Here is a 15,993-nt window from a genome sequence, read left to right on the forward strand (position 1 = left end):
CGCTGTCCCGATCCGGAACAGGTGGTCACGGCCGGCATCGATCATCCGGGGATGAACCGACCGTGCGTGACGGCGGGCGACCGTTTCTCAACCTTAACGCGCGGTTACCAACCGCCGCCGCCGGTGCCGGACCCCTCGCGGCTGAGCGAAAAACCTCATGAATTTCAAGCGACTGCCAACCGTCGCGGTGAATCCCGGGTGTTCGGCCGGGGCTCTCTCGCCCGAACGGCCCACGCAGCGCCGCCGGCTGGAATGCCGCTTGAAGCGGATCCCCCGTCAACACTGGCGCGTGTCCCGCGCCGAGACGGAGGCAGAACGGTATGAGTGACGCCGTGAAAGTGCTGATCGTGGATGAGCCGGCGGATCTCGGAGCAGCCTTCCAGGCGACGCTGGAGCACCATCCGGAGCTTCGGACGGTGAGCGAGAGCGACCTGCGGGCGGGGATCGAGGCATCGCTCCAGGGCGGCGTCGCGCTGGTCTTCGCGCCGGAATGCGGGGCAGCCGCCATCGCCGCCCTGCGCGCGCATCACCCGGGGCTGAAGGTGCTGGTGGCGTTCCTGGCGGCCGATGCCGCACTCCTGGGTGATTGGGTTGCGGCCGGCGCCGATGCCTTCGTGGCCCGCACCGCCGCCCCGCACGAGATCTGCGCGGCGATCATCGGGCTGGCCCGCGGCGTTCCGCTCTGCGACGGCGCGCCGGACCTCACCGCCGCGGAGGAAGTGGCCGCCAGCCTCGGGCTCACCCCCCGCGAGGCCGAGGTGCTGCGCTTCCTCAGCGCCGGCTTCAGCAACAAGGAGGTGGCGCGCCGCCTCACCGTCAGCGTGCGGACGGTGGAGACGCACCGGCTCAACCTGCGCCGCAAGACCAAGACCGGACGACTCAAGGACCTCGTGCAGCTCGCCCGGCAGATGGGGCTGTCGCCGGTGGTGGATACCGAGCAGACCGCCGGCCGCCCGAACGGCGCGATCCGGACCACGCGGCATCACGGCCACGCGGCGGCTCCCCACTGAGGGGGCCGCCCGGTCTCCGTCCGCCGCGGATGCGCTCCGCCCTCAGGCGGCCCGCCGCGAAGAGGTCCTCCGACCGGACGACTTGCGACCGGACGAGGTGCGACCGGACGGCTTGGCCGAATCCGTCGTCCCCTTGCGGCTGCGGCCCGCCGCAGCATCGGCGTTCCGCGCCGGCGTCGCGTCCCGCGAGGCCCCCGCGAGCCGCGCCTGCAACAGGGCGAGCACGGCCGTCTCCTCCGGCCGCAGCCGGTGGATGTCCTCGCGCAGCTCCGCCTGAACCTCGTCGCGGATCCGGAGCAGGAACTCGCCGTCGAGGTAGCAGCCGAGCACCTCGGGGTGGATGTAGCACTTGCGGCAGATGGTCGGCGTGTTGCCGAGCCGTTCGGCCACCCGCTCGATGGCGCTGCGGATGTTGCGCTTGGCCGCGGCCTGGTTGTCGAAGGCCTCGAATTCCCGCAAGGCCAGCGCCGCCAGCACCGTGCCGGACCAGGTGCGGAAATCCTTGGCGGTGATGTCGCGCCCGGAGATCTCGCGCAGATAGGCGTTCACGTCGGCCGAGGTGACGTCGCGCTGCACCCCGTCCGCGTCGAGATACTGGAACAGCTCCTGGCCCGGCAGGTCCTGGCAGGCCTTCACGATCTTCGCCACGCGCCGGTCCTGCACGGAGAGCTGCCAGACCTTGCCGCTCTTGCCCTTGAAGCGGAATTTCAGCGACGCCCCCTCGACCGTGACGTGGGGGTCGCGCAGGGTGGTGAGGCCGTAGCTGCGGTTCGCACGGGCGTAATCGTCGTTGCCGACCCGGATCAGCGTGGTCTCGAGGAGATGGACGACGGTGGCGAGCACCTTCTCCCGCGGCAGCCCGCGCCGGCCCATATGCTCCTGCACGGTGGCGCGCAGCGCCGGGAGCACGGCCGCGAACTCCATCATGTGGGCGAACTTGGTCGATTCCCGCGCCTCGCGGAAGTGCGTGTGGTAGCGGTACTGCTTGCGCCCGCGATCGTCGCGGCCCGTCGCCTGGATGTGCCCGTTGGCGTGGCGGCAGATCCACACGTCCGTGTAGGCGGGCGGGATCGCCAGGGCCTTGATGCGCTTGAGCACCGCCTCGTCCGTCACCGGCCGGCCCTGCGGGTCGATGTAGCGGAAGCCGCGCCCGTTGCGCTTGCGACGGTAGCCCGGCTCCTCGTCGCTCACGTAGCGCAGGCCGACCTCGCGGGCGGCCTCGCGGGTGTCGACGCGATCCTCCGGCGCGGACGTCGCCGTCTCGGGATCCGACAGCATGCTTCTGCCTCTCGTGGCGGGATGGAGCCCTGGGAATCTCCTCAACCGGAGGGCCCGGCTGCGGGTTCCTGCGGCCTCGGCAACCGGTTGGCGCGGGCGGCCCGATCGGCTTAGGGAACAGGGGACGGATCGGGGAGAACCGCGTGACGGCGCAGCACGGCCAGACAACCATCGCGTTCGTCGTCACGGAGGACTGGTTCTTCGCCTCGCATTTCCTGCCGATGGCGCGCGCGGCGATCGCCGCCGGCCACGCGGTCGCCGTGGTGACGCGGGTGCGCGACCACCGCGCCGTCATCGAGGCCACCGGCGCCCGGGTCGTCGCCCTCGACGCGGAGCGGTCGAGCCTCAATCCCATGACGGCGGGCTACGCCGCCGGGCAGCTCGCCGCGATCCTGAAGGCCCTGCGCGCCGACCTCGTCCACTGCATCGCGCTGCGCGGAATCCTGGTCGGGGGTGCGGCGGCGGCGCTGGCCGGCATCCCGCGGCGGGTCTACGCGCTCACCGGCCTCGGCCTGTTCGGCGTCAGGACCGACCGCACCGGCCGGCTCGCCCGGGGCGCCCTGCGGCGGCTGATCCGCGGACCCCTCGAGACCGCCCGCACCCGCTACCTGTTCGAGAACCCGGACGATGCCGCCCTGCTCGGGCTCGATCCGGCCGGGCCGCGCGTGACGATCGTGGGCGGAGCCGGCGTCGATCCGGCCGCCTGGACGCCCGCCCCCCTGCCCCCGCTGCCGCCGCTGCGGGTCGCCCTCGTCGCGCGCATGCTGTGGTCGAAGGGCGTCGACACCGCGGTCGAGGCCGTGCAGCGCCTGCGCGCGGCCGGGATCGCGGTCGAGCTGGAGCTCCACGGCGCGCCGGACCCCTCCAACCGCCGCGCGATTCCCGAGGCCACCCTGCGCGGCTGGTCCCGCGACGGCATCGCCTGGCACGGGCCGAGCGCGGCGGTGGCGGCGGTCCATGCCGGTGCGCACGTGGTCTGCCTGCCCTCGCGCGGCGGCGAGGGCCTGCCCCGCTCGCTCCTCGAAGGGGCGGCGAGCGGCCGGGCCCTCGTCACCACCGACGTGCCGGGCTGCCGCACCCTGGTGCGGGACGGGATCGAGGGGCTGGTGGTGCCCCCCGACGATCCGGGAGCGCTCGCCGCCGCGCTCGCCCGCCTCGCCGCCGACCCGGATCGCGTCGCCGCGATGGGGGCGGCCGCCCGGCGCCGGATCCTGGAGGGCGGCTTCACCGAGGCGGCGGTGGCCGGGGCGGTGGCGCGCCTCCACGCGGAGATGCTGGCATGATTCCGGACGCGCCGCGCGCGATCGAACCCCTCGCGTTCATCCGCGCCAACACGCGCCTGCGGCCGGTGCCCCACGCGCCCGAGATCCGCCTGCACGTCGCCGACGAGGCCACGGACCTCTGGAGCCGCACCGAGGAGGAACTCGGCGAGATCGGACTGCCTCCGCCCTTCTGGGCCTTCGCCTGGGCGGGCGGACAGGGCCTCGCCCGCTACGTCCTCGACCATCCGGAGACGGTGGCGGGGGCCCGCGTGCTCGACTTCGCTTCAGGCTCCGGCCTCGTCGCCGTCGCCGCCGCGATGGCGGGCGCCGTCTCGGTGGAGGCGAGCGACCTCGACGTCTTCGCGCTCGCGGCGATCGGCCTCAACGCGGCGGAGAACGGCGTCGGCGACCGGGTGCGGGCGCTCGCCGGAGACCTCGTCGGCCGCGACGAGGGCTGGGACTGCGTGCTCGCCGCCGACATCTTCTACGAGCGCGACCTCGCCGCCCGGGTGAGCGACTGGCTGGGCCGCCTCCAGGCCCGCGGCGCCCGGGTGCTGATCGGCGATCCCGGCCGCGCCTACCTGCCGAAGGACCGGCTGGAGAGCCTCGCGACCTACGCGGTGCCCGTCACCCGGGCGCTCGAGGATGCGGAGATCAAGCGCACCGGGGTCTGGCGCTTCGGGCCCTGAGCCGGCCCGGGCTCAGCCGTACATCTCGCGCAGATCGAGACTGCCCGCACGGCCCACCGCGTCGAAATGCTGCTCCAGCCACGCCCGGCCGGCGGCGCGGCCCTCGTCCCGCAGGCGCAGGAAGAACGGCCATTGCGGCTTCAGCTTGGTCGAGGCGGAGTAGTCGTCGAGGGCGCCGCTGCCGTCGATCCGATGCAGGCGCATCGGCCGGTAGCCCGCCGGCGCCAGCGCCCCGCCCTCGATCAGCTCCTGCACGAAGTCGATCGCCCGCAGCTCCCGCATCAGGTTGCCGTTGAAGGTGATCTCGTTGAGCCGGTCGCGGATCTCCTGGGAGGTGCGCGGGGTCATGCGCCGCTCCACCGGGTTGATCTGGACGAGCAGGACGTCCCGGGTCTCGGCCCCGTGATACAGCGGATAGAGCGGCGGATTGCCGAGATAGCCCCCGTCCCAGTAGGGCACGCCGTCGATCTCCACCGCCTGGAACACGGTCGGCAGGCAGGCCGAGGCCATGATGTGGTCGGGCGTGAGGTCCTTGCTCTCGAACACCGCGATCTTGCCGGTCCAGACGTTGGTGGCCGAGATGAACAGCGGCACGGCGTCGCCGGAGCGGAGGGCCTCGAAATCCACCGTGTCGATCAGCGAGCGCCGGAGCGGGTTGAGGTTGAATGGATTCGCCGCGTAGGGGCTCGCCAGGGCCGACCAGAAGGCGACGAAGGGGGTGTGCTTCCAGAACCGGAGCACGCCGTCGAACAGGGTCTGCTGGGGACGGGGCAGGTCGCCGTCGACGCTGACCTCCCGCCAGAAGGCTTCGAGCTGCGCGCGCGCCATGTTGGGCCCGCCCTTGAGCCAGCCATCCGTCATCACCACGGCGTTCATGGCGCCCGCGCTCGCCCCGGTGATCGCCTCGAAGGCGAGGCGGCCATCCTCGATCAGCGCGTCGAGGACGCCCCAGGTGAAGGCGCCGTGCGCGCCGCCGCCCTGGAGGGCGAGCGAGATGCTCTTCTCGGCTCGCGGCCCGGCGAGGCCGCGGGCGGATCCGGACGGCGCGGGCGCGGCGCCGGCCGGTGATTCGGGAATCGGAGGGCGATTCGTGTCGAGCGTGTCGGTCATGGCCTCGATCGGGGATTGCTGCATTGCACGATGAGATGGTGCGATGCACAGAGGGCGCAACCCTCGCGTCCCCGCCCCGCCTCGACAGATGCGGAGCGATGGGCCATGAAGCATCGGGCCGTGAAGGGCTCTTCAACCGTGCGCGCGGTCGCCGCCGCGCGGGTCCGGCATGCGGGCGTCACAGACTTGACGCCGGACGCGCGCAGGATCAGCTAAACGTTTGACGCCTGGCGCGAACCGCCCGGCACGAGGGATCCGATGCAAGCCATGGAAGCTCCCGCCGCTCCCGAGATCGCCGGCCCCGCGCCCCGGCACGGCACCGTCGGCGTGCGGATCGGCGAGGGCGAGGGCGCCGTCACCATCGGCGGCGGCGCGCCGATCGTCGTCCAGTCGATGACGAACACCGACACGGCGGATATCGATGCCACGGTGGCCCAGGTCGCCGCGCTCGCCCGCGCCGGCTCCGAGATCGTCCGCATCACGGTCGACCGGGACGAGGCCGCCGCCGCGGTGCCGCGGATCCGCGAGCGCCTGGACCGGATCGGCTGCCACGTGCCGCTCGTCGGTGACTTCCACTACATCGGCCACAAGCTGCTCACCGAGCATCCGGCCTGCGCCGAGGCCCTGGCGAAGTACCGCATCAACCCGGGCAATGTCGGCTTCAAGGAGAAGAAGGACCTCCAGTTCTCGACCATCGTCGAGATGGCGGCCAAGCACGGCAAGGCCGTGCGCATCGGCGCCAACTGGGGCTCCCTCGACGACGCCCTCCTCACACGCATGATGGATGAGAACGCCCGCAGCGAGCGGCCCCTCGACGCGCGCGCGGTGATGCGCGAGGCGATGGTGCAGTCCGCCCTCCTCTCCGCCGACCGCGCGGTGGAGATCGGCCTGCCGAAGGACCGCATCGTGCTCTCGGCCAAGGTCTCGGCGGTGCAGGACCTCATCGCGGTCTACCGCGAGGTGGCGCGCCGCTCCGACTACGCCATCCATCTCGGCCTCACCGAGGCGGGCATGGGCACCAAGGGCGTCGTCGCCGCCTCCGCGGCCATGGGCGTCCTCCTGCAGGAGGGCATCGGCGACACGATCCGCTACTCGCTGACCCCGGAGCCCGGCGGCGACCGCACCGTGGAGGTGAAGGCCGCCCAGGAGCTGCTGCAGACCATGGGTTTCCGCACCTTCGTGCCCCTGGTCGCGGCCTGCCCCGGCTGCGGGCGCACCACCTCGACGGTGTTCCAGGAACTCGCCCGCGACATCCAGAACTGGATCGCGACCTCGATGCCGGAATGGCGCAAGACCTATCCGGGCGTCGAGACGCTGAACGTGGCGGTGATGGGCTGCATCGTGAACGGCCCGGGCGAGTCGAAGCATGCCGATATCGGCATCTCGCTGCCCGGCACCGGCGAGAGCCCCTCCGCGCCGGTCTTCATCGACGGCAAGAAGGCGCTGACGCTGCGGGGCGCGACCCTGGCCAAGGATTTCGAGGCGATCGTCATCGACTATATCGAGCGTCGCTTCGGCCAGGGCCGGCGCACGGCCGCCGAGTAATTGAGGCCGGCTCCCTTGCGTGACCCTGCCCCACCATCGTGTCGGGCGGGGCGTGAGCTAGGCATGCGCAGGGGCGCGTGCTACATTCTCGCCACATTTGAGGTCGTGCGCGCTCCTCGCCCGGCCTCCACGGCTTCGCGCCGCCGAACGGCCCTGCATCACGCCCGGCGGCGCATCGCCCGCGGGCGCAGTCTCGATCAGCCATGACACAGTCAGCTGCACCCGCGAGTGGGACCAACGTCCCGCCCGAAACCCTGACACCGCCCAGCGGCGGCCCGCCGACCCCCGCGGGCAGCGTGGACGAGCCCGAGGGGCATGGCGGCGCGCACGCCAAGTTCTGGACGCTGTTCATCGGCTCGATCGGCGTCGTCTACGGCGACATCGGCACGAGCCCGCTCTACGCCTTCCGCGAGGCGCTGGGGCCCGGCCGGGCGGACGGCGTCCTCACCCAGGAGGAGGTGCTCGGCACCGTCTCGCTGCTCCTCTGGGCGCTGATCCTGATCGTCACGATCAAGTACGTCCTGCTGCTGCTGCACATGGACAACAAGGGCGAGGGCGGCATCCTCTCGCTGATGGCCCTGGCCCGCAAGGCGCTCGGCGGCTCCCGCACGGTGTTCATGCTGGGGCTCCTCGGCGCGGCCCTGTTCTACGGCGATGCCATCATCACCCCGGCGATCTCGGTGCTCTCCGCCGTGGAGGGCCTGAAGCTCGTCACGCCGGCCTCCGAGCACTACGTCCTGCCGATCACCATCGCGATCATCGTGCCGCTCTTCCTGGTCCAGAGCCGGGGCACCGGGCGCATGGCGACCTTCTTCGGCCCGATCACCCTGGTCTGGTTCCTCGCCATGGCGGTGGCGGCCCTGCCGCACATCATCCGGCGGCCGGACGTGCTGGTCGCCCTCAATCCCTGGCACGCGGCCCACTACCTCGTCAGCCACGGCACGGGGGCGCTGATCGTGCTCGGCGCCGTCTTCCTCGCCGTGACCGGAGCCGAGGCGCTGTTCGCGGATCTCGGCCATTTCGGGCGTCGGCCGATCCAGGCGGCCTGGAGCGTCGTGGTCGGCCCGGCGCTCGCCCTCAACTACCTGGGCCAGGCGGCCCTGGTGCTGACGAACCCGGACGTGTCGGACCCGTTCTTCCAGCTCGTGCCCGAATGGGCGCTGCTGCCGATGGTGATCCTCGCCACCGCCGCCACCGTCATCGCGAGCCAAGCGGTCATCACCGGCGCCTTCTCGCTCTCCCGCCAGGCGGTGCAGCTCGGCCTGTTGCCGCGGCTGGAGATCCGCCACACCTCGGAATCGCATTCCGGCCAGATCTTCCTGCCGCAGATCAACACCTTGCTCCTCGTCGGCGTGGTGGTGCTGGTCGTCCTGTTCCGCTCCTCCAGCGGGCTCGCTTCGGCCTACGGCATCGCCGTCACCGGCACGATGCTGATCACCGCGAGCCTCGCCTTCCTGGTCCTGTGGCGGTTCTGGAACTGGTCGCCGCTCGCGGCGGGCGCCGTGATGGTGCCGTTCATCGCCATCGAGCTGATGTTCCTGGTCTCGAACCTGCTCAAGGTGTTCGAGGGCGGCTACGTGCCCCTGATGCTCGCGGGCTTCCTGCTCCTGCTGATGTGGACCTGGGTGCGCGGCGTCACCATCCTGTTCAACAAGACCCGCAAGACCGATGTGCCGCTCGGCGAGCTCGTCGGCATGCTGGAGAAGAGCCCGCCCCACATCGTCAAGGGCACGGCCGTCTTCCTGACCAGCGATCCGGAGACGGCCCCTGCCGCCCTGCTGCACAACCTGAAGCACAACAAGGTGCTGCACGAGAAGAACGTCGTGCTCACCGTGAAGACCATCGACCTGCCGCGCCTCAACGACGCCGACCGCATCCGCATCGAGCCGATGGGACCGCATTTCTGGCGGGTGGTGATGAAGTTCGGCTACATGGAATCGCCGAACATCCCGAAGGGGCTGGCGCTGCTGCGCAAGCAGGGCTTCAAGTTCGACATCATGGCGACGTCGTTCTTCCTGTCCCGCCGCTCCATCCGCCCGGCCGCGCAATCCGGCATGCCGCTCTGGCAGGACCGCATCTTCATCGCGCTCGCCCGCAACGCCAACGACGCCACGGACTTCTTCCAGATCCCGACCGGCCGCGTGGTGGAGGTGGGCACGCAGGTCACCGTGTAGGGCGCTGCGCGGCCGCATCAAGGACCGCGAGGATCTCCCGCGCCGTGTCGTGCCGGGCGAAGGCCTGCGCCATCGCCCGGGCACGGGTCCGGTAGCGCGGATCGTCCAGCACCGCGTCGATGCCGCGGCGGAGCATGTCCGGATCCGGCCGGTCGGCGGCGAGATTGATGCCGACCCCCGACCAGCCGACCCGCGTGCCGACCTCGGCCTTGTCCTCGGTGAGCCCGGCCGACACCACCGGTACCCCGGCCTGGAGCGTGAAGCGGATGGTGCCGTAGCCGCCATTGGTGACGAGGGCGTCGAGCCGGGGCATCAGGTCGCCGAACGGCAGGAAGGTCGCCACGCGGGCATTCGCCGGCAGCGGCATCCGGATGGCGTCGAGGGGCCGTCCTCCCGTCGTCGCCAGCACCAGCACGTCCTCGCGGTCGGCGAGGGCCTGGAGCGTCGGTTCCACCAGCTCGCCGAGATCGGCGTTGGCCAGCGTCCCCTGGGTGACGAGCACGATGCGCCGGGCCCGGTCGAGATCCGGCCACCACGCGGGCAGCGGGCCGGTGACGGCGGGCGGTGACAGGGCGCCGACGAAATGGATCCGGGGCGGCAGCGGCGAGAAGTCGTACTCGAAATCCGGCACCGTGAGCTGCACCACCGCGTCCGGCAGGGTGAGGATCGCGTGCGTGAGCGAGGCCGGCAGGGGCGACGCGCCCGCGCGCGCCAACAGCGCATCCGTGTAGGCGCGGACCGGATTCGTGAAGGCCTCGTCCACCGCGGCCTTGATGGCGGCGTAGCGCGCCCGGTCGGCCGCGTCCCGGGCCGGCGGCAGGCCGGGACCGAGGGGCGCGCCGTCCGGCCGGTCGAGGAACAGGAAGCTGACGTTGCAGGTGACGATCGGCGGCCGCGGCCGGTCGCCGAGCAGGAGCGGCAGCACGCCGAGGAAGAGGCTCCCCGCCACCACGACGTCCGGACGCTCCGCGGCGACCAGGGTGCGCAGCACCTCGGCCTGCCGGGGCATGCAATCGATGAAGCGGCGCTGGAACTCCCGCCGGCCGCGCTCCGGCCCGGGCGGCAGTTCGGTCTCACGGTATTCCGGGCCGTGGTCGTCCGCGTAGGGAATGCAACGGAAGCCCGCGGCCTCGACCTTGGGGCGGAAATCGCTCGCGGTGGTCACCACGATCTCGTCCCCCCGCGCCGCCGCCAGCCGGGCGATCGCGAGGAGGGGGTTAATGTGTCCGGTGAGCGGGGTGGCCGCCAGCAGCAACTTCATCGTCGTCTCCGCCCCGGTTCGCGCCGGGAAACAAGCCCCTCCCGGACCATTCCCCGCCGCGAGGGCGGGTTCCCGGCCCGTTCGGTCAAGACGGATCGCGGGCGAGCAGGCGCCCACCCGCCAGGGCGTTGAGCCCGATCACCCCGAGGATGGCCAGGGCGTGGACGGCGAGGTCCGTCGCGGTCGCATCGTGCGGGTGGACGAGGACGAGGAGCGTCGCCGCCGCCGCCGCCACGGCGAGGCCGCCGAGCATGGCCGTCAGCACCGGCCGCAGCGGACAGGCCCGGCGCAGCATCACCAGCAGGAGGAACGAGAGCGGCAGCGACAGGCCGATCAGGATGGCCGCGCAACCGCGCATCTCCGCCGCGTCGGCGAGATCGGTGCCCGGCGCCAGCCAGGCGCGCAGGCAGCCGATGCCGCTCGCCCCGATCCAGAGGGCGGCCGGCGGCACCGGAAGGAGGGCCCAGCGGGGTGAGCGTCCCGGCACGCTGGTCATGAAGGCCGCCAGCGCCGCGCTCGCCGCCGTCAGGGCCGCACCGAGGGCGGAGAGCCGCAGGTCCATCACCGCCATGCGCAGGCGCATCCCGTCGAGATCGGCGAAGGGCAGGATCAGGAGCGCCAGCCCCAGCACCGCCGCGCACCAGAGCCCGCCGCGCCACGCCGGCGGGGCCAGGGGACGGACCGGGCGAAGGTCCCGGGCGAGGGCCTCGACCAGCCGCTCGTGCGAAGCGACCTCAGACATGGCCGTTCTCCCTGTCATACGGTTTCCGGTTGATCGCTTCGCGATGCGGAAACCGGCTTCGCTCAGGCGCCGCGCCGGCGGATGATCCGGTTTCCGGACGATCACGTCCGGAAACCGGATCACCGGCGAGCACCGTGCGCAGGCTCTTCAGCGCCCGGTGCAGGTTGACCTTCAGCGCGCCCTTGCTGCGTCCCGTCGCCCGCGCCGCCTCCTCGAGCGAGCGCTCGGCGAGGGAGAGCTGCTCGATCGCCTGCCGCTGGCCCTCCGGCAGGGCCGCCACCGCCCGGGCGAGGGCCGCGGCGCGCTCGCGCTGCTCGATCCCCTCCCCCGGCAGCGGCCCGGCATCGCTCTCGCTCTCGTAGGCGAGCGGATCGTACACCTCCGCCGGGCGGCGGCTCGCGCGGCGCATCAGGTCGATGGCCCGGCGCTGGGCGATGGCGCGAAGCCAGGGCAGGAAGGGGCGGGCCGGATCGTAGGTCGCCCGCGCCCTGTGCACGGTGAGGAGCGTGTCCTGCACCACGTCGTCGATCGCCTCCGGCCGCACGCCCTGGGCGCGCGCCGCGGCGGCGATCACCGGCACGCAGTCGCGCAGCAGCACGCGGTAGGCGGCGGCATCGCCGGCCTGCGCCGCCGCCATCGCCTGCGAGAGTCTGGTTTCGATCTCCATGGAGGATCCCCGGACATCGCGCTCAGTCTAACCCGGCGCGGCCCGGACCAGGAGCCGCAACCAGCGACTCACCGGAGCGGGGCTCCGTCAGGAGGCGCCGCCCCGCGGCCGCGGCGACGCCGGTGATGAGGAGAACGGCCGCGACGTGGACGGCGAGATCCGCCAGGGACGGCCGATAGGGATGGAACAGCGCGACGAGGGTCGCCGCCGCGGCGGCGGCCGCGAGCCCGACGAGGGCGCCGGTGAGATGCGGGGACAGGGGGTGACTGCGCCGGACCACCTCGCAGAGGACGAGGGCGATGGGAACCGCCACGCCGAGGATGAAGGTGAGACAGGCAGCCGAGGCGGGCAGCGTCGCCGGATCGCGGCCCATCGCCGGCCCGTTGAACGCCGCCACGGCGCCGGCTCCGAACCAGATCGCCGCCGGCGGCAGCGCCAGCACCGCCCAGCGCGGCCCGCGATCGGGCAGTCCGGTCAGGACCGCCGCCGCCGCGGCCGCCACCGCCGTCAGGGCCGAGCCGGCGAGCATCAGCCCGATCTCCGGCATCGCCCGGATCCGCCCGGCGAGATCGGACAGGTCGGCGACGGCGGCGAGCCCCGTCGCGAGCGCCGCCACGACGGCCCCCCAGCCCCCGGTCCGGCGGCCGGGCGGGCCGAGCCGCCGCATCGGTTCGAGGCGGCGCGCGAGATCCTCGATCGTGGCCCGGTGGCGGGCGTCGCGCGTCATCGCCGCCGCATCCCCCGGATCGGGCGGGCAGGGTGCGCGGGGCGAGGAGAGCGGCGCATCGGTCTTGGATCCAGCGGCGGTGTCGTCCGAGCTCCTTTCGCCCGTGGCGGAGCGACGGTTACGCGCGAGGCTCGCCGCACGCACCCGATGAGGGTTCGTCGCTCGCCGGAGCCCGTCGCGTGTCTGCGGGGGGCTTGGTGAAGCGCGCGCCCCGAAACGGCCAGGGCCCCGCTCCCGATGGGAGCGGGGCCCTGCGCGTCGGCCCGAGCCAATCCTCGATGCGATCCTCAATGCGCCGCCGCGAGGTTCTCCGGCGGCTCGTCCTTGCCGCGCCAGCGGTCGATGCGGATCAGGACGTGGCGGATCACCACGTAGAAGACCGGCGTCAAGAACAGGCCGAAGATGGTGGCGCCGAGCATGCCGAACAGCACCGCCGTGCCGAGCGCTTGGCGCATCTCCGCGCCCGGGCCGGTGGCGATGGCGAGCGGCACCACGCCCAGGATGAAGGCGAAGGCCGTCATCAGGATCGGGCGCAGGCGCAGGCGGCAGGCCTCCACGGCCGCGGCCACCGGGCCGCGCCGCTCGCTCTCCTCCAGCTGGTGGGCGAATTCCACGATCAGGATCGCGTTCTTGGCCGCCAGACCGATGAGCACGATGAGGCCGATCTGGGTCAGGATGTTGTTGTCCTGCGCCCGGAACTGCACCCCCGCGAAGGCCGCGAGCACGCCGGTCGGCACCACGAGCAGGATCGCGAGCGGCAGCGCCCAGGATTCGTACTGCGCGGCGAGCACCAGGAACACCAGCACGACGCCGAGGGCGAAGACGTAGATCGCCGTGTTGCCGGTCGCCTTCTGCTGGAAGGCGATCTCGGTCCACTCGTAGCTCATGCCCTCCGGCAGGATCCTCTTCGCCAAATTCTCCATCGCGGTGAGCGCCTGGCCCGTCGAGATGCCGGGCTTGGTGTCGCCCTGCACCGGGATCGAATAGAACAGGTTGTAGCGCTGCACGATCTGCGGGCCGGCGATGTCGCGCACCCCCGCCAGCGAGCCCATCGGCACCAGCGCGCCGGTGGAGGAGCGGACCTTGAGCCGCTCGATATCCTGCTTCTCCAGCCGGAACTTGGCGTCGGCCTGCGCGCGCACTTGGTAGATGCGCCCGAAGGTGTTGAAGTCGTTGACGTAGGCACCGCCGAGATTGACCTGGAGCGTCGAGAACACGTTGGCGAGCGGCACGTTCAGCATCCGCGCCTTGGTGCGATCGATGTCGAGGTAGATCTGCGGCGTGTCGTTCCCGAAGGTGGTGAAGACGCGGGTCAGGGCGGGATCCTGGTTTGCCGCGGCGATCAGGTCGCCGGAGGCGGCGAGCAGGCTCGCGATGTCCGAGCCGGTGCGGCTCTGGACCTGCATCTTGTAGCCGCCCGCGTTGCCGAGGCCCCGCACCGGCGGCGGCGGGATGGCGATGATGCGCGCCTCCGTGATCGAGGCCGTCTTGGCGAAGACCTCGCCCACGATGGCACTCGCCGTGCGCCCGCGCTCCAGCCGCTCCTTGAACGGCTTGAGCGTCAGGAACATCACGGCGCCGTTGGTCGTGTTGGTGAAGGTGGCGCCGTCGAAGCCCGAGATCACCACCGCGTTGCCGACGCCGTCGATGGTGAGCGCCCGGGCGGCGGCCTCCTTGACCACCGCCGTGGTGCGCTCCAGCGCCGAGCCCGGCGGCAATTGCACCACCACGATCAGGTAGCCCTGGTCCTGCAGCGGGATGAAGCCCGTCGGCGTGGTCCGCACCAGGTGGAGCGTGCCGGCGATCACGCCGCCGTAGAGGACGAGCATGACGAGGAGCGGCACGGTGCGGCCGGTGAGGAAGCGGATCGTCGCCGCGTAGCCGTTCGCCGTGGCGTCGAAGCCCCGGTTGAAGGTGTTGGCCGCCCAGGCGCCGAATCGCGCCACGAAGAAGCGCGGCCGGGCATGGGCGTGGTGGGGCTTGAGCAGCAGCTTGCAGAGCGCCGGCGACAGCGTCAGCGAGTTGAACATCGAGATGATGGTCGAGGCCGCGATGGTCAGCGCGAACTGCCGGTAGAACTGGCCCGAGATGCCCGGGATGAAGGCGGTCGGGATGAACACCGCCGAGAGCACCAGCGCGATGGCGACCACCGCGCCGCCGACCTCATCCATGGTCTTGTGCGCCGCCTCGCCGGGCGAGAGCCCGTCCGCCATGTTGCGCTCGACGTTCTCCACCACGACGATGGCGTCGTCGACCACGATGCCGATGGCGAGCACGAGGCCGAACAGCGTCAGGTTGTTGAGCGAGAAGCCGAGCGCCGCCATCACCGCGAAGGTGCCGACGAGCGAGACCGGGATGGCGATGATCGGCACCAGGGCCGTGCGCCAGCTCTGGAGAAACACGAGGATCACGACCACCACGAGGACCACCGCCTCGCCGAGGGTCTTGTAGACCTCGTGCACCGATTCGGAGATGAACTCGGTGGGGTTGTAGGCGATCCGGTATTCGAGGCCGGGCGGAAAGTCCTTGGCGAGGTCCTTCATCAGGCTCTGCACCTGCTCGGCGGCTTCGAGCGCGTTGGTGCCGGGACGCTGGAACACGCCGATGCCGATCGCCGGCTGGCCGTTGAGGAAGGATTGGGTGACGTAGTCCTTCTGGCCCATCTCCACGCGGGCGATGTCGGAGATGCGCACGAGGCGCCCGTCCGAGGCCTTGACGATCACTTTCCGGAACTCGTTGGGGTCCTGGAAGCGCCCCTGCGTCTGCACGACGAACTGGAAGGCCTGCTCGGAGGGCGCGGGCGGCGCCCCGAGCGCGCCCGACGCGACCTGGACGTTCTGCTCCTGCAGGGCCGAGATCACGTCCGTGGTGGAGAGCTGGTAGGCTGCGAGCTTGTTCGGATCGAGCCAGATGCGCAGGGCGTATTCGCTGCCGCCGAACACCGTGATGTCGCCGACGCCGTTGAGGCGCAGGAGCTGGTCGCGGATGCGCAGGTAGATGTAGTTGGCGATGTAGTTCTGGTCGTAGGTGTTGTCGGGCGACAGCACGTGCACGACCGTCATCAGGTCGGGCGAGGATTTGCGCACCGTGACGCCGAGGTTGCGCACGTCCGGCGGCAGGCGCGGCGTCGCCACCGAGAGCCGGTTCTGGACCAGCACGTTGGCGATGTCGAGGTTGGTGCCGAGCGCGAAGGTGACGGTCAGCTGCATGTTGCCGTCGTTGGTCGACAGCGACGACATGTAGAGCATGTTGTCGACGCCGTTGATCTCCTGCTCGATCGGCGTCGCGATGGTGGCGGCCACGGTCTCGGCATTGGCGCCCGGATAGGAGGCGCGCACGACCACGGTGGGCGGCACGATCTCCGGATACTGCGAGACCGGCAGCGAGATGTAGGAGACGTAGCCGATGATCAGGATGACGATCGACGTCACCGAGGCGAAGATCGGCCGGTCGACGAAGAAATGGGCAAACCGCATCGGGGACCTCCGGCCTGACCCGCCGCATGGGGCGGGCGGCCGCTCTGTCGTA

11 protein-coding genes and 1 pseudogene are annotated in these 15,993 nt (G+C 71.6%); 5 read left to right on the forward strand and 7 right to left on the reverse strand.

Annotation, left to right across the window (positions count from 1 at the left end):
• The first annotated feature begins 320 nt into the window (after positions 1–320).
• Complete coding sequence (locus ACE101_RS21565; protein WP_379133884.1) at positions 321–1,010, forward strand: helix-turn-helix transcriptional regulator; 690 nt, start codon at positions 321–323, stop codon at positions 1,008–1,010.
• 42 nt (positions 1,011–1,052) lie between these two features.
• Here ACE101_RS21565 and ACE101_RS21570 read toward each other — a convergent pair whose 3' ends face one another.
• A complete protein-coding gene (locus tag ACE101_RS21570) occupies positions 1,053–2,288 on the reverse strand; it encodes a DNA topoisomerase IB (RefSeq protein ID WP_379133887.1) in 1,236 nt (411 codons plus the stop codon).
• Between the two features lie 143 nt (positions 2,289–2,431).
• Here ACE101_RS21570 and ACE101_RS21575 point away from each other — a divergent pair, with 143 nt between their 5' ends.
• Positions 2,432–3,571, forward strand: a complete 1,140-nt coding sequence (locus ACE101_RS21575; RefSeq protein WP_379133888.1) for a glycosyltransferase — start codon at positions 2,432–2,434, stop codon at positions 3,569–3,571.
• The gene (locus ACE101_RS21580; protein ID WP_379133891.1) at positions 3,568–4,239 is read left to right on the forward strand and encodes a class I SAM-dependent methyltransferase; all 672 of its coding nucleotides are present in this window, start codon (positions 3,568–3,570) and stop codon (positions 4,237–4,239) included. The genes ACE101_RS21575 and ACE101_RS21580 overlap by 4 nt, the downstream gene beginning before the upstream one ends.
• Before the next feature lie 12 nt (positions 4,240–4,251).
• On the opposite strand, the gene ACE101_RS21585 is transcribed toward ACE101_RS21580, so the two are convergent.
• Positions 4,252–5,349, reverse strand: coding sequence for a patatin-like phospholipase family protein (locus ACE101_RS21585; RefSeq protein WP_379133893.1), 1,098 nt, complete (start codon positions 5,347–5,349; stop codon positions 4,252–4,254).
• A 258-nt stretch (positions 5,350–5,607) separates the two neighbouring features.
• On the opposite strand from ACE101_RS21585, the gene ispG reads away from it, so the two are divergent.
• The gene (ispG, locus tag ACE101_RS21590; protein ID WP_379133896.1) at positions 5,608–6,894 is read left to right on the forward strand and encodes a flavodoxin-dependent (E)-4-hydroxy-3-methylbut-2-enyl-diphosphate synthase; all 1,287 of its coding nucleotides are present in this window, start codon (positions 5,608–5,610) and stop codon (positions 6,892–6,894) included.
• Positions 6,895–7,097: 203 nt separating this feature from the next.
• Entirely contained in the window at positions 7,098–9,068 is a 1,971-nt protein-coding gene (locus ACE101_RS21595; protein WP_379133899.1) for a potassium transporter Kup, read from the forward strand.
• Here the strand turns inward: ACE101_RS21595 and ACE101_RS21600 are convergent.
• The 5 genes and pseudogenes from ACE101_RS21600 to ACE101_RS21620 form a co-directional block, all read right to left on the reverse strand.
• Positions 9,058–10,329: a nucleotide disphospho-sugar-binding domain-containing protein gene (locus ACE101_RS21600; protein ID WP_379133902.1), complete on the reverse strand. Its 1,272-nt coding sequence runs from the start codon at positions 10,327–10,329 to the stop codon at positions 9,058–9,060. The genes ACE101_RS21595 and ACE101_RS21600 overlap by 11 nt on opposite strands.
• Positions 10,330–10,414: 85 nt before the next feature.
• Positions 10,415–11,071: an NrsF family protein gene (locus ACE101_RS21605; protein WP_379133905.1), complete on the reverse strand. Its 657-nt coding sequence runs from the start codon at positions 11,069–11,071 to the stop codon at positions 10,415–10,417.
• 106 nt (positions 11,072–11,177) lie between these two features.
• A pseudogene (locus tag ACE101_RS21610) lies at positions 11,178–11,738 on the reverse strand (RNA polymerase sigma factor); the annotation flags it as partial.
• A 22-nt stretch (positions 11,739–11,760) separates the two neighbouring features.
• Positions 11,761–12,465 carry an NrsF family protein gene (locus tag ACE101_RS21615; protein WP_379133907.1) on the reverse strand — a complete coding sequence of 235 codons (705 nt, stop codon included), beginning with the start codon at positions 12,463–12,465 and terminating at the stop codon, positions 11,761–11,763.
• 287 nt (positions 12,466–12,752) lie between these two features.
• A complete protein-coding gene (locus tag ACE101_RS21620; protein ID WP_379133909.1) occupies positions 12,753–15,941 on the reverse strand; it encodes an efflux RND transporter permease subunit in 3,189 nt (1,062 codons plus the stop codon).
• Positions 15,942–15,993 lie beyond the last annotated feature (52 nt).

It is taken from the genome of Methylobacterium carpenticola (genome assembly GCF_042748905.1).
Classification (GTDB): Bacteria; Pseudomonadota; Alphaproteobacteria; order Rhizobiales; family Beijerinckiaceae; genus Methylobacterium; species Methylobacterium carpenticola.